This window comes from Pararhizobium mangrovi (genome assembly GCF_006516965.1).
GTDB classification, from domain to species: domain Bacteria; phylum Pseudomonadota; class Alphaproteobacteria; order Rhizobiales; family Rhizobiaceae; genus Pararhizobium_B; species Pararhizobium_B mangrovi.
Map to the genome: position 1 here is coordinate 1 of NZ_VHLH01000049.1, position 14,154 is coordinate 14,154.

The following is a 14,154-nucleotide window of genomic DNA, read 5'->3' on the forward strand; positions in this document are numbered from 1 at the left end:
AGCCGCTCTTCCTCGCTCAACTGGTCGTCCAAGAGAAACGGATCGTCCCATACGAAGGGCGCCATGCCCGAACTCTTCTCCATGGTTGCCTCCACCGTTTGGCCAACGCCAATCGATCCGCGCTCGCTTGCGGACATTGTATTGATTTAACCGCATCCCGTTGACAGAAAGATGTTTCGGCGCGATCGTTCGTACACGAATGGAAATGAATAAAAACCCCCAATCCGAAAGCGCGGGTCTCGAACCAGGCCAGGAACGAGGGGATACGAGGGAACCGACAATGACCAGTTCGTGTGTCCGGGTACCGTACCGGCATGGCGCAAGCCGCATGTGTTCGGCGTGAACGGCGGCGCTCTTCCATGCCGGCCCGTTCCCTTTCGCTGACCGTAAACGGTCAGTCGCATCTGCTCGACCTGGCCCCGGATACGCCTCTGTTGACCGTTCTGCGCAACGACCTCGAGCTCAACGGGCCAAAGTTCGGCTGTGGTCTCGGCGCATGCGGCGCCTGCGCCGTTCTCGTCGACGATCGCGCGGTGCGCGCCTGCGCAATTCCGGTCGCGGCAGTGGAGGGACGACCGGTTACCACACTCGAAGGCCTCGGTGGGCCGGACAGACTGCATCCCGTCCAGAAAGCGCTCATCGACGAACAGGCCGCCCAATGCGGCTATTGCCTGAACGGCATGATCATCGCCGTTACGAGTCTTCTCCGGCGTGACCCCGACCCGGACGACGCGGCGATCCGATCGGCTCTGCGCCATCATCTTTGTCGCTGCGGCACACATGTCGAGATTCTCAATGCCGCGCGGCGTGCGGCGGGTGCCATGCGCGAGCGAACGCATGCGGGCGAGGTCGAATAGACCGTGACACGACCCGAGGAACCTTCGCGCAGCCGTTATCTCGAAGCCGCAGAAGGGCTCGTCGTTACCGCGTCGGCAACCGATCCGACCCTCTATCTGGCCCTTCATCCCGGCGGCGGCGTGACAGCTTTCAACGGGCACGTCGATCTCGGCACCGGCATACGGACCGCCCTCGCCCAGATCGTCGCCGAGGAACTCGACGTTCCCTTCGATCGCGTACGCATGGTCCTCGGCTCGACCCAAGCGGTTCCCGACCAGGGCCCAACGATCGCCAGCGAGACGATCCAGGTCACGGCGAAGCCGTTGCGCCAGGCAGCGGCTACCGCGCGTCGTCATCTTCTGGCATGCGCCGCACACCATGCCGGATGCGAACCGGACGAACTCGAAATCGTCGATGGTATTGTTTCGCGCAAGCATCCGGCCAATTGGGCAATCGCCATCGGCGAACTCGTTCGCGGGCAACTCGAGCGTATCGCGCTCGATGCCGACTGTCCCGTCAAACCGGTCTCCGCCTATCGGCTCGTCGGCACGGGCCAGGCGCGAACGGACATTCCCGAAAAGGCGACAGGCCGCTGGGCCTACGTTCACGACGTTCGTCTGCACGGCATGCTGCACGGGCGGGTGATCCGGCCGCCCCATACCGGTTTCGATCACGGCGAGCACGTCGCTCACAACCTCCTATCCGTAAACGAGGATTCCCTCGCCGGTCTTCCCGGCATCGTCGACATCGTTGTCGTCGGGGATTTCGTCGGTGTCGTCGCCGAACGTGAGGAACAGGCGGCGCGTGCGGCGGACCTCCTTGACGTGCGCTGGCGCAAGGCACCCGCGATCGCCGACCTGAGCGCGCCAGAGGACCCCTTGCGCGACCACCCGGCGAGCGCGCGTGTCCTTGCCGATAACGGCAATGTCGAACGCGGGCTCGATGCGGCTTCGTCTCCGATCGCCCGGAGCTATGTCTGGCCATACCAGATGCATGCCTCGATCGGTCCGTCCTGCGCGGTCGCGGAATGGAGCGAGGAGCGACTGACCGTCTGGTCCGGCACGCAGAACCCGCGTTTCATGCAACGCGATCTCGCGCTTCTTTTCGACATGCCGGAAGACGCCGTTACCGTCGAACGCATGGAAGCGGCGGGCTGCTACGGACGCAACTGCGCCGACGATGTGACGGCCGATGCGGCCCTTCTTTCTCAGGCCGTCGGCCGCCCGGTTCGCGTGCAGCTCACGCGTGAACAGGAGCACGGATGGGAGCCGAAGGGTGCGGCGCAGGTCGTCGACGTGCGTGGCGGGCTCGATCTCGAAGGCGGTCCGGCGGCCTACGATTTCGAGACGCGCTACCCGTCCAATCTGGCGCCGACGCTCGCCCTCATCCTGACCGGACGCGTATCCAACGTCGCGAGCGTCACCCATATGGGCGACCGGACGGCGATCCCGCCCTATGCCTTCGACAATATGCGGGTGACGGTCCACGACATGCCGCCGCTTGCCCGTGCTTCCTGGTTTCGCGGCGTTTCCGCGATGCCGAACAGTTTCGCCCACGAGAGCTTCATCGACGAACTCGCGTCTGCGGCCGAAGTCGATCCGGTCGAGTATCGGCTGCGCTACCTCACGGACCCGCGCGCGATCGATCTCGTCCATGCCGTGACGGAACGCGCCGGCTGGACCCCGCGCACGAAGCCGATGACGATGGAGCGCGAGGGCGACGTGCTCTACGGACGCGGCTTCGCCTACGCGCTCTACGTCCATGGCACGTTTCCGGGTACGGCGGCCGCATGGTCGGCATGGGTCGCGGACGTCGCGGTCAATTGCAGAACGGGAGAAATCGCGGTCACACGCGTGACTGTGGGGCAGGATTCCGGTCTGATGATCAATCCGGAAGGTGTGCGCCACCAGATCCACGGCAATGTCATCCAGTCGACGAGCCGTGTCCTCAAGGAGAAGGTCGAGTTTTCGCAAACCGGCGTGGAGAGCCTGGAATGGGGCGGCTACCCGATCATCCAGTTCCCGGAGGTTCCGGAGATCGACGTCGTGATGCTGCCGCGTCCGGACGAAGAACCGCTCGGCGTCGGAGAATCGGCCTCCGTTCCGAGTGCCGCCGCGATCGTGAACGCCGTCTTCGACGCCACCGGCATCCGCTTTCGGGAATTGCCGCTGACACCGGACAAGGTTTTGGCCGCGCTGCGCGACGCCGGTCTTGCGCGCGAGCCCGAACCGAGAGCCCAGACCAGAAGCCTTCCTGCACCGACAAGGACGAAGTCTCGTCGCTCACTCTTTTCCAGCCTCGCAGGCGTTGCCGGAGGCTTGCTCGCCGGCGGGTTCCTTGCTGCTTCACCATGGCATTCGGCGATCCGCCCGATCGTGAAACCCGATCCCGCCACCTACAGCGCCATGACGATCGCGCGTGGACGCGAAGTCGCGGCAGCCGGTGCCTGCGATGTCTGCCATACGGGTGTGGACGGAACGCCGTTTGCCGGGGGGCGCGCTTTCGAGACACCGTTCGGTACCGTGCGGGCCAGCAACATCTCGTCATCGGTCGAAAACGGTATCGGCGCCTGGTCCTATCCGGCCTTCGAGCGTGCGATGCGACGAGGCATTTCGCGCGACGGCAGCCATCTTTATCCCGTCCATCCCTACCCGTCCTTCGCGGGTACGAGCGATGCCGACCTTCAGGCGCTCTATGCATTCATGATGACGCAGAGGAGCATCGACACGCCCGCACCGAAAACCGCGCTTTCCTTTCCCTTCAACGTTCGCTCGCTGATGGCTGGATGGAACGCGCTCTTTGCCGGTTCGCAAAATTTCGCCCCCGACCCGCAGCGGACCGAGCGCTGGAACCGTGGCGCCTATCTCGTGGAAACGCTCGGCCATTGCAGTGCATGCCACAGCCCGCGCAACGCACTTGGCGCGAGCCGCACCGGTGCGGATCATCTGGCCGGCGGCTTTGCCGAAGGCTGGCATGCACCGGCGCTGAACGGCGAGGGACCGTCGCCGATCGGTTGGAGCGAGGCCGCACTCTACGATTATCTGCGCACCGGAACGGCGGCGGATCATGGCAGCGCCGGCGGGCCGATGTCGTCCGTCGTCGCCTCCCTCGCTCCACTCCCCGACACGGATATCCGCGCAATGGCGACCTATCTCGCGAGCTTTTCCGATAGGGGCAGAGCGCAAGGTTCGGAAATGGCCGTGCCAGCATCCGATCACTCGAAAGCGGTAATCGAGCAGGCGGCGCGAGAAGCTCCTGCCGGAAACCGTATCTTCGAGGGCGCCTGCGCTTCCTGCCACGAAAACGGCGCTCCGATCGCATCGCTGTCCGCCCATACTGCCCTTCATGCGGAAACGCCGGACAATGTGGTCCGCACGATCCTGAAAGGAGCGACCGCCCCTGCCCTTCTCGCCCCCGAGGACAAGCGCGGCGGGCTCGAGGTGATGGCGATGCCCGCTTTCGCCAAAAGCCTCAGCGACCGGCAGATCGGCAATCTCGTGCGCTATCTGCGAGCACGCTACGCACCCGACGCGCCGTCGTGGCAGAACGTCGAAGAGACGATCGCGCAGGCACGGAAAGCGGTGGGACGTTGAACTCGAACCAACCCTACGCGGGGACGACCGCGTCGTCTGCACTGCCAGAACGAGACCGGTTCCGGCCGGCGGCCTATTGGTTCTGGCCGGAGCTTCCTTCGCGCTCGACGATGCGTACGCAACTCGCAGATTTTCGCGATCGCGGTTTCGGAACCATTCTCATCCAGGCGCGGCTCGGCCTGCAGCGCGAGCGCTATCTCGACGAAGACTTCCTTGCCGCCTATCGCGAAGCGGTCTCGATCATGGCCGAGCTCGGCCTCGGCGCCGGCCTTTACGACGACTACAACTGGGTAAGCGGCCACGCTGGCGGACGCACCGTCGACGGGGCGGATCATCTGCGCGAACGCCAACTCTTCTGGACGACCGGCGAAGTCTCGCACGGTGAAATCGACGGCATCCGATCGACGCTCGCCGAAGCGCTTGGCCCCGATGCCGCGAATTGGCTCTACGAAGGCGGAACGCCGCGGTTCGCCGATTGGGAGATCGTCGCCGCACTGCTGCACGATCGTGATGCGGGGCCTTCGAAGGCCGAGATCGTGAGCGATGTGGTCACGATCGAGCCGCGCGCCGATGGAAGCTGCGGCTTTGCCTACAATGGCGCCATTCCGCCGGGAAAATGCTTCAGCATCTTTCTCTCAGCGCGCTGCGTTACCTCACGCCGCATCAACTATCTGCTGCCGGAAGCTGGCGAACGCTTCGTCGCGGTCGGGCTCGAGCCCTATGCCCAGGCCCTTGCCGGGTTGATGCCGAACCCCGTCTCCCTTCTCTTTTTCGACCAGCCGGCACCCGGCTTCTATCGCTGGAGACAGCATTGCGGCACGGTCATGAACAGCCTGCTCTACGACGGCTCGCTTAAAGCAAAGGTTGAGGCGCGGGCTTCTGCAGCTTTCGAACACGTGCTTCTCGCTCTGCTACGAGGCCGGGACGATGACACAAAGCGCCTGCGCTGCTCGTTCTTCGAGACCTATACCGAAGCGATCCATGAAGCGTTCTTCACCCCTGTTCGCCGCTTTGCGCAGGCGAACGGGTTGAGCGTCACCGGACACGAAGTGCTCCCCCATATCGGTGGCTTCGCGCTCAATTCCGGCTTCGCTTCCATCGATCCGCGGGTCGCTCTCGGGGCCGACTTCTTCGGCCTTGATCGCTGGCGCAACGAAACGGCGGTCGATGCGAACAACCTAGCTGTGCAACTCTCGCCGAAGCTCGGCGACGCGGTGGCGCGCACGAACGGCCGATCGCGCACGATGACGGAACTCTACTTCACGGCGACGCGGACCACGGTGCGCGGAGCCGGCCAGTGGGACCTGACGCCCGAGGCACTGCGCGCGCAGATGATCCGCCTGCATCTTCTCGGCACGCGCCAGGTCGTTCTGCATGCGCTTTCTACAAGCGATGGCAGCGACGATCCTCGTCTCTTCGCCAATCCCCGCTTCGATTTTGCGCCCGCTTTCAATTTCGAGCCTTGGTGGCGGCATTTCGAGGAGATTGCCTCGGAGACGACGGCTCTTACGCGCTTCATGGAGGAAGCGACGCCACCGGCATCGATCGGTGTTCTCTATCCGCTCCATACGGCGTTCGCGGAAGGCCCGTCGCACACCCATGCCGCTCATTTCGGCGCGTGGTGCGAACATCTCTTCACGCTCGCCCGTCCCTACACGATCCTCGACGAGGAGAGCATTCTCCGTGCGGATATCTCGAACGGTCGGCTATACGTAAACGGCATCGCCTTCACCGGGATCGTGCTTCCTTCCGCCAGCGTTCTTCGGAGCGCGCGTACGCTCGATGTCCTTTCGCGTTTCATCGAGGCCGGCGGAACCGTGTACGTTACCGGCGACGTACCGTCCGTCGTATGCGAAGGTTCGATCGATCGTGAATGGCGGCCGAACCTCGATGCGGTTCCGACGCGAGACGATATCGAAACACTGGCCGAGACGCTCGAAGACGATCTGCCGAAGAGTTCTGTAGTTGGGCACGTTCGTTGTCATGCGCTCGGGCGGGATCCGGACGGGTTCTGGCGTATCGTCGTCTTCAACGATGGCGCGGTTGCGGGCGATTGCCATCTCGCGCTTGCCGAACCTGGAACTTCCTTCGCCTTCGAAGCGAGCCACCCATCGAACATTGATGCGGTCAGGCACGGTACTGCACGCACGCTCACGATCGATCTTGCGCCGCAAGAGTGCCTCTGCGTACGCATCTCCGAGGCACCCGCGGGAGGAACGACCGACATACGGATCGGCCAGGAACCGGCTGCCGGATGGTCGACGCAGCTCGACGATGGCTGGTCCTTCCGACCCGATGCTTCGGAACGCTCGCATGCCATTTCGGCGCTCGGCGGCTGGCAGGCGCAGGGCTATCCGACGTTTTCCGGCGTCGGCATCTACGAGCGGGTGATCACCATCCCTCAGGCGGGGCATTACGAACTTCGTCTGCCCGGCCTTGCAACCGCAGCCACTGCCGTTCTCGATGGTCGCAAGGTCGGGCGTTGCCACCATACGCCGTTCCGGATCGATCTCGGCGAGCTCGAACGTGGCGGTCACAGCCTCGTTCTCGAAGTGTGTAACACGGCCGCGAACCGCTACTACGCCGATACGCCCTATGCCGGGGCCCGCTGGCCGGACGTCAGCGGATTGACCGAGCCGCCGCTTCTCCGCCGAATGCCCGACGACGACCTTTGAAGGAATGCCGATTGCCCGCACACGTGACCATTCCCCTCGACCGCGCCTGGAACAGCTGGACCGACCGGCCGGCCGAACTGACGTTCCTCCCGCTCGGCGTCCACGTCACGCCCGTGCTCTATTCGACACGTGCCGGTGCGACGAGCCTGATCGAGCCGCGTCGCGGTGGCGTACGCTTCGGTACGCACAGCATCGACAATCGCCATCATTCGCTCGACTGTGATTTCGCGGGCACGAGCCTGACTTTCGAGGCTGGCACGAACGATCCGTTCGCGATCGCCGGACGCTGGCAGGCAAGCACGCTCGGGGAATGGGGCGCGCGCTTCTGGCTTATGCTCGCCTTTCACGGCCCCGACGGTACGACCGCACGCTTCGATCCGCCATCCGGAGCCGTGCTGATCGAAATCGCGGGGCGAACCGTGGCACTCGTCAGCAAGGATCCGGCGATCCTCGTATCGGGCCACGAGACCCTGGATGCACTGCGTGAGGAACTCGTCGCCTCGGGTTATTTCTACGTCGGCAGCCGCAGTACGGCCTCACCCCTGCTGGCACTTCGCTTCAATCTCGAAATGATGCGCGAAGGCGCTTATGGCGCAGCAGTCGCCGATACCCCCGATCTCGCGATCGCCAAGGCACGTTCTCAACTCGAAGCGATGGCCGCACCCCTCGCGCCGGCTCATGAAGGCGCTTCGAGCGGTGCGCTCGACGCCATGCGCGACGTCGTCGGCTGGAACACGGTCTGGGACACGGCCAACCATCGCCCCTATACGCGCGTCACGCGGATCTGGAACCTCGGCGATTTCGCCGTCTGGTACAACGACCAGACCTATGCCGCCCTTCTTTCCGGCGCCTTCGACACGAATCTCGCCCGCGAGAACATGGCTGCCGCTCATGCCGGCGTGACGCCGCAGGGCAACGTCGCCTGCATCGTGACCTCGAACGGGGCCTGGGTCGATCGCTCGCAACCGCCGCTCGGCAGCCTGACGGCGCGGCAGCTTTACCTTCGAACCCGCGAACGATCCTTGCTGGAAGCGCACTACACCGCGCTTGCCCGCAATCAGCGCTGGTGGCGAAGGGAGCGTGATCCGGAAGGTAGCGGTCTCGTTTCATGCGGTACGAGCGATGTCGGCGAAGCGCTCTACAAGGGAACGCCTTTCGGCGCGCGCAACGAAACCGGCATGGACAATTCGGCGACGCATGACGAAGCCGTCTACGATCGAGAGACCCGCTCGCTCTCCACGTGGGATCTCGGCCTGAACTGCGCCGTCGCGCTCGACGCGGAGATGCTGAGCCTGATCGCCGGCGAACTTGGCCATGCCGGCGATGCGAGGGAGTTCGCCGCGTTCGCCGAACGCAGCCGCACGCTGATCTCGGAAGAATTATGGGACCCGGAACGGCGCATCTTCGCCAATCGGCAGAGGAACGGGGCGTTCGTACGCTCCCTCTCGCCCACGAGCTTTTATCCGCTCGCCTGCGGAGCCGCGACGCTCAAGCAGGCGGACGATCTTCTTGGCCATCTGTCCGACCCGAAGACGTTCCACACCCCCTTCCCCCTCCCGAACGCCACGCGTGATGACCCGGCCTACGCGGAGAACGTCTATTGGCGTGGCCGGATCTGGCCGAACGTCAACTTCATCGTCTGGCTAGGATTGAGGCGTTACGGGCTGGACGGCGAGGCCGGTACCCTTGCCGCAAAGAGCTACGACCTGTTCATGCGATCGTGGAAGACCGATCGGGTCGCTGCGGAAAATTACAACGCCGAGACCGGTGAAGCGCTGGATCAGGGCGATACCGATCCGTTCTATATCTGGAGCGCCCTCCTGCCGATGATGGCCGTCGAGGAGATCTGCGGCTTCGATCCTTGGCATGGCTGGACGCTGACGAACGGGCCCGATACGCGACTGGGCCCCCTTCAAACCCCGATCGGCCCGGCATATCTGGAACGCCGTAACGGCGCCCTGCGTCTTTCCCGCGACGATACGAACGAGTTCTCCACGACCATCGCCGGTCGGCTTCGCGACGTCCGTTTTTTCGAAGGCGGCTTTTCCTGTACGGTGCCACCAACGGAACGAGAGGGTTCGATCGTTTTTCACCGTATCCTGCCGGAGCAGGTCATCGCAGCATCGCTTGGATCGCAGGCGCTGGCCGCAGGCGCGGACGGCCTCAACGGAACGCGGATGATCGTTCCCGCCGGCACCGAAGCTCGGCGTCTCGGGATCTGGTTCGATCGTGCGGTCGACACGGAGGATGCGCGTATTGACAACATCCGACCTGCTCAATAATCATTCGTGTACAAATATAATTCTGGGAGGGGACCCGGTGCAACAAACGATCGCGAGACGCGTATTCTCGATGATTGCTCCGCCGGTTTCATACCGCATCCTGATGGTCCGCAATATCGATCGCCTCGTTGCGGGCGGGCGGGCCTTTGCCGGATGCCTGCGGTGACCGACTGTCCCAAGAAGGTGATCGACCGTCGTTGAAGCTATCGTCAAGGAGAACCAGCATGCCGACCACCACTCGCCGCCAGGCGCTCGGCCTGATCGGGACCGGCGCCCTCGCCGTCTCCTATATCGCGACCGGACGTGCCCGCGCCGCCACCCAGATCACCGTCCTCAACTGGCAAGGTTACGGAACGGATGAAAGCTGGGCCTTGAAGAAGTTCAAGGAAGAGACCGGGATCGACGTCGTTCACGACTATTTCAGTTCCGAGCCGGAAATGCTGACGAAGCTGCGCACCAATCCGGGCGCCTACGACGTCGTGCTGATCAACAGCGCACGTTCGCAGCAGGCTTCGAGCCAGGGGCTGCTTATTCCGATCGACTTCTCCAAAATCCCGAACTCCGACGGCCTGACGCCGAAACTCAAGAACCACCCCAATCTGACGTATGACGGGAAGATCTACGGCTGTGCCTGGGTCTGGGGTATGAACGCGCTCGGCATTCGTGAAGGCATGACGAAGCCCGACAGCTACGCCGCTCTGTACGATCCGGCATACAAGAACAAGGTCGCGCTCTTCGACGACGCGGTGACCGAAGTCGGCGTCGGCGCACTTCTTACCGGCCAGGACATGAACAATCCGAAGGATCTCGGCAAGGTCAAGGATCAGCTGAAGAAGATCAAGCCGAACCTGCATACGATCTGGTCGAGCGAGGATCGGTGGAACAAGGCGTTCGTCGCCAACGAGTTCGACCTTTCGATCTATTGGTCGGGTGCCGCCGTCCGCTCGAAGCGCAATTTCGGTCTTCCGGTCGAATTCGTCGTGCCGAAGGAAGGTGCGATCGGCTGGCTGGACTCGCTGTCGATCCCGAAGACGAGCAGCAACCAGGACGCCGCGTACAAGTTCATCAACTACATGATCGACCCGGATTTCTATTACACTTGGGCTACGAAAGTCGGCTCGCCGGCCTCGGCCAACCAGAAGGCGATGGAAAAACTGCCGGAAGACGATCTGATGCGCCAGGTCCACAAGCAGAAATACATCGAAACCATGTCGATCATGTCTGCGCTACCGAACGATCGCCGCGAGACGTTCAACAATGCTTGGCAGGAGATCAAGGCCTTCTATGCCGGCTGAGGGCAACGTCCCGGCAAGTCCCCGTAGCGGCGGAAACGCCGCTACGGCTGCAATGCCGAAATGGGTTGCAACCGTCGCGCTCCTGCTGCCAACCTACGCGTGGCTGACGCTCGCCATCTTCCTGCCTCTCTGCGCGATGTTCGCATTCAGCTTCCTTTCGGCGACGCCGATGGGTAACGAGCAGGTCAGCTTCACGCTCCAGCAATACGCCGTCTTCCAGACCCAGCCCTACATGATCGAAGTGGCGATCTGGTCGTTGATGATCGCTGTCGCGACGACGCTCGGCTGTGCGATCCTCGGCTTTCTCGCAGCGCTCGCACTCGCGCGCGCCGGTCTCGGGCGCAGCCGTCAGATCCTTCTTATCCTGATCGTCCTGCCGTTCTGGACGAACCAGCTTATCCGCATCTTTTCCTGGACGATGGTGCTGCGTTCGGGGGGGTTTCTGGATTCCGTGCTTCATTTCTTCTGGGCGGGGGCGCCTTCGATCGGCTTTCTCTACACGCGTCCCGCGATCGTGCTCGGCCTGATTCACGGCTACCTGCCCTACATGGTGCTGACCTGCTACATCGCGCTCATCGCCATCGACGACGAGATCATCGAGGCAGCGATGAGCCTTGGCGCGCGCTGGTGGACCATCCTCTTCAAGGTGCTGGTACCGATGGCGATGCCCGGCCTCGTCTCGGGCTGCGTCCTCATCTTCGTACCGGTCATCGGCGCCTTCATGGAACCGCGTATCCTCGGCGGTCCCGTCGGCGTGACGCTCGGTACCGTCATCGAGGATCAGTTCACACAGGCGTTCAATTGGCCTCTCGGCTCTGCCCTCTCCTTCATCATGCTCGCCGTCGTGCTTGCGATCTTCGCCACCTTCTCCGGCGTGCTTCGCCGCAACGCAAGCGCGTGAGGCCCGTATGAAGACCGCCGGCCGCATCTATCTCGCCTTCATCATCTTCTTCCTTTACCTGCCCATCGCCGTCATGATCATGATGGGTTTCAACCGTTCACCTTTCTACCAGCTGCCCTTCCAGTTCACGCTGCACTGGTATTCGGTCCTTCGCGACAATACCCAGCTCATCACGGCTGGCTGGAACAGCGTCTTCGTCGCGGTCGCAACCACGATCATCGCCACGACGCTCGGCACGATGGCCGCCGTCGCGCTTTCGCGCAGCACCTTTCGCGGACGCAACGTGCTGCGCATTCTCCTCTTGCCGCCGATCGCCATTCCCTGGCTGATCACCGGCACGGCCATGCTCGTCCTTTTCTACTGGACAGGCATCGGCCGCGGCTTTCACGCCATGCTGATCGGGCACGTGGCGCTCGCCATTCCCTATGTCGTGCTCGTCGTCGGTACCGGCCTGCAGACGATCCAGACCGATCTCGAGGAAGCGGCGATGAGCCTCGGATCGACGCCGCTTCACGCCTTCTTCTCCGTCACCCTGCCGCTGCTTTATCCGAGCATCGTCGGTGCCGGCCTCTTCGCCTTTGCGGTGTCGCTGGACCAGTTCGTGATTTCCTACTTCCTCGCGACGCCCGGCTTCACCACGCTTCCCGTCCAGATCTATTCGGCCATTCGCAAGGGTTTCGAGCCGGACATCAACGCCATCTCGACGATCCTGCTTCTGTCCTCGATGGCGCTGTTCCTCATTTTCGCGATCTTCGTCAGGCCCGGAGGCAAAGTTGACAAACGTTGAGGTCAAGACCGTCGCGAAGCACTATGGCGGCACGCCGGTTCTCACCGACATCACCTGCCATTTCGCGGAAGGCTCGTTCACGAGCCTGCTTGGCCCGTCGGGCTCAGGCAAAACGACGCTTCTACGCATCATCGCCGGCTTCGTGGCGCCCGATCACGGCAACGTCGCGATCGGCGGGAAGGACGTCACCCACACGCCGGTCCGGGCCCGCAATATCGGCATGGTGTTCCAGTCCTATGCTCTCTTTCCGCATATGAACGTGAACCAGAACGTCGGCTTCGGCCTCGCCCGGCGCGGCATTCGCGGCTCAGCGGCGCGCGACAAGATCGCTCGCGCGCTCGAAATGGTACGCCTTCCCGATTTCGGCGCGCGGAGCCCAAAACAGCTTTCCGGCGGCCAACGGCAACGCGTGGCGCTTGCGCGCGCCATCGTGACGGAGCCGACCGTGCTGCTGCTCGACGAGCCGCTCTCCGCACTCGATCGGCGGCTTCGCCAGGAAATGCAGGTCGAACTCGTGCGCATTCAGCGCGAAAGCGGGCTAACGACGATCTTCGTGACGCACGATCAGGAAGAGGCGCTGAGCCTCTCCGACCGTGTCGCCATCCTCGATCGGGGCGAAATCATCCAATCGGGCAGGCCGGCGGAAGTCTACGAACGGCCGCGCACCCGGTTCGCAGCCGAGTTCCTCGGCGATTCGAACTTCATGAGCGGAACGGTGCGCGACAGAACGATCGTTCTCGAAGACGGCCAGCGCATCGCGACCGGTTTCGATCTGCCGAGTGACGGCGAACATGCGACCGTTGCCGTGCGCCCGGAAAAGATGACGATCATCGGCGGCCATGATCCGGCGTCCGACGGTGAGAACCAGCTGAGCGCGCGCGTGACCAACGTCATCTATGCCGGACCGGCGCTGACCTATACGCTTCAGGGCGTCGACGGGACGACGCTGAAGGTGTTCGCGCAAAACCGCGACGGACGGCCGCGCGAGACCGGCGAAACCGTGACGCTCGTTTGGAAGGCGGCCGATACCGTGCCGATCGAGGCCTGACGCGATGGACCGAACCCGCTTTCAAAGCGCGAACACGCGCCACGTCATCGTCGACATGCAGCGCCTGTTCGCGGAGGACACGGTCTGGCACACGCCCGTTATGGAGACGATCGCACCACGGATCGGTGAACTGGCGAAGGCCTTCCGCGGTCGCAATCATTTCACCAAGTTCATGGTGCCGCTTTCACCCGACCATGCGAGCGGGAACTGGCGGACTTATTACGAACGCTGGTCGGACCTGACGCTCGACCGGCTCGATCCGGCCATGCTCGACGTCGTGCCCTCGCTTGCCGAGTACGTCGAACCGGAACGACTGATCGAAAAGCCGACCTATTCGCTTTTCAAGGTCGCGGATGCGCGTGACGCGCTCGTTGCCGAAGGTGTCGACACCCTGGTCTTCAGCGGTGTGGAGACGGATGTCTGCGTGTTGGCGAGCCTGATGGAGGCGATCGATCTCGGCTTCCATACGGTGCTCGTTACCGATGCGCTCGGAAGTTCCGACATGCCCTCCCATGCCGCGATCCTGAAGCACGTCGTACCGCGTATGCCCGAACAGATCGAGATGATGACGAGCGAGGAACTTCTCGCTTTGGCAAACGGCGCAGGCTGACGACCCTCAGATTGCGTCCTCGAGTTCCGGGAGGGCCTCGAAGAGATCGGCGACGAGGCCGTAGTCGGCGACCTGGAAGATGGGGGCTTCCTCGTCCTTGTTGATCGCCACGATGACCTTGGAGTC

9 protein-coding genes and 1 pseudogene are annotated in these 14,154 nt (G+C 63.3%); 9 read left to right on the forward strand and 1 reads right to left on the reverse strand.

Annotated elements, in window-relative coordinates; all coding sequences use genetic code 11:
• Positions 1-359: 359 nt before the first annotated feature.
• The 9 genes from FJU11_RS17605 (at position 360) to FJU11_RS17645 (ending at position 14,028) form a co-directional block, all read left to right on the forward strand.
• Positions 360-857: a (2Fe-2S)-binding protein gene (locus FJU11_RS17605; RefSeq protein ID WP_141168387.1), complete on the forward strand. Its 498-nt coding sequence runs from the start codon at positions 360-362 to the stop codon at positions 855-857.
• 3 nt (positions 858-860) lie between these two features.
• Complete coding sequence (locus FJU11_RS17610) at positions 861-4,430, forward strand: molybdopterin cofactor-binding domain-containing protein (RefSeq protein WP_141168388.1); 3,570 nt, start codon at positions 861-863, stop codon at positions 4,428-4,430.
• Between the two features lie 110 nt (positions 4,431-4,540).
• Positions 4,541-7,105, forward strand: a complete 2,565-nt coding sequence (locus FJU11_RS17615; RefSeq protein ID WP_141168389.1) for a carbohydrate-binding protein — start codon at positions 4,541-4,543, stop codon at positions 7,103-7,105.
• Positions 7,106-7,116: 11 nt separating this feature from the next.
• The gene (locus FJU11_RS17620) at positions 7,117-9,387 is read left to right on the forward strand and encodes an MGH1-like glycoside hydrolase domain-containing protein (RefSeq protein ID WP_141168390.1); all 2,271 of its coding nucleotides are present in this window, start codon (positions 7,117-7,119) and stop codon (positions 9,385-9,387) included.
• A gap of 224 nt (positions 9,388-9,611) precedes the next feature.
• Positions 9,612-10,682 (forward strand): ABC transporter substrate-binding protein, encoded by a 1,071-nt coding sequence (locus FJU11_RS17625; protein ID WP_141168391.1) that lies wholly within the window; start codon positions 9,612-9,614, stop codon positions 10,680-10,682.
• A 52-nt stretch (positions 10,683-10,734) separates the two neighbouring features.
• On the forward strand, positions 10,735-11,583 hold the full coding sequence (locus tag FJU11_RS17630; RefSeq protein WP_235891092.1) for an ABC transporter permease: 849 nt from the start codon (positions 10,735-10,737) through the stop codon (positions 11,581-11,583).
• A 7-nt stretch (positions 11,584-11,590) separates the two neighbouring features.
• Entirely contained in the window at positions 11,591-12,370 is a 780-nt protein-coding gene (locus tag FJU11_RS17635) for an ABC transporter permease (RefSeq protein WP_141168392.1), read from the forward strand.
• The gene (locus FJU11_RS17640) at positions 12,357-13,418 is read left to right on the forward strand and encodes an ABC transporter ATP-binding protein (RefSeq protein WP_141168393.1); all 1,062 of its coding nucleotides are present in this window, start codon (positions 12,357-12,359) and stop codon (positions 13,416-13,418) included. Before FJU11_RS17635 ends, FJU11_RS17640 begins: the two co-directional genes overlap by 14 nt.
• A gap of 4 nt (positions 13,419-13,422) precedes the next feature.
• Positions 13,423-14,028, forward strand: coding sequence for a cysteine hydrolase (locus tag FJU11_RS17645; protein ID WP_141168394.1), 606 nt, complete (start codon positions 13,423-13,425; stop codon positions 14,026-14,028).
• Positions 14,029-14,034: 6 nt separating this feature from the next.
• On the opposite strand, the pseudogene FJU11_RS17650 reads toward FJU11_RS17645, so the two are convergent.
• Positions 14,035-14,154: pseudogene (locus FJU11_RS17650) on the reverse strand (electron transfer flavoprotein subunit alpha/FixB family protein); the annotation flags it as partial.

Bases quoted from the DNA above. Each gene is read 5' to 3' on its own strand.
- FJU11_RS17635 (WP_141168392.1), top strand. From the start codon at position 11,591: ATGAAGACCGCCGGCCGCATCTATCTCGCCTTCATCATCTTCTTCCTT.
- FJU11_RS17625 (WP_141168391.1), top strand. From the start codon at position 9,612: ATGCCGACCACCACTCGCCGCCAGGCGCTCGGCCTGATCGGGACCGGC.
- FJU11_RS17615 (WP_141168389.1), top strand. From the start codon at position 4,541: ATGCGTACGCAACTCGCAGATTTTCGCGATCGCGGTTTCGGAACCATT.
- FJU11_RS17630 (WP_235891092.1), top strand. From the start codon at position 10,735: ATGCCGAAATGGGTTGCAACCGTCGCGCTCCTGCTGCCAACCTACGCG.
- FJU11_RS17645 (WP_141168394.1), top strand. From the start codon at position 13,423: ATGGACCGAACCCGCTTTCAAAGCGCGAACACGCGCCACGTCATCGTC.
- FJU11_RS17605 (WP_141168387.1), top strand. From the start codon at position 360: ATGCCGGCCCGTTCCCTTTCGCTGACCGTAAACGGTCAGTCGCATCTG.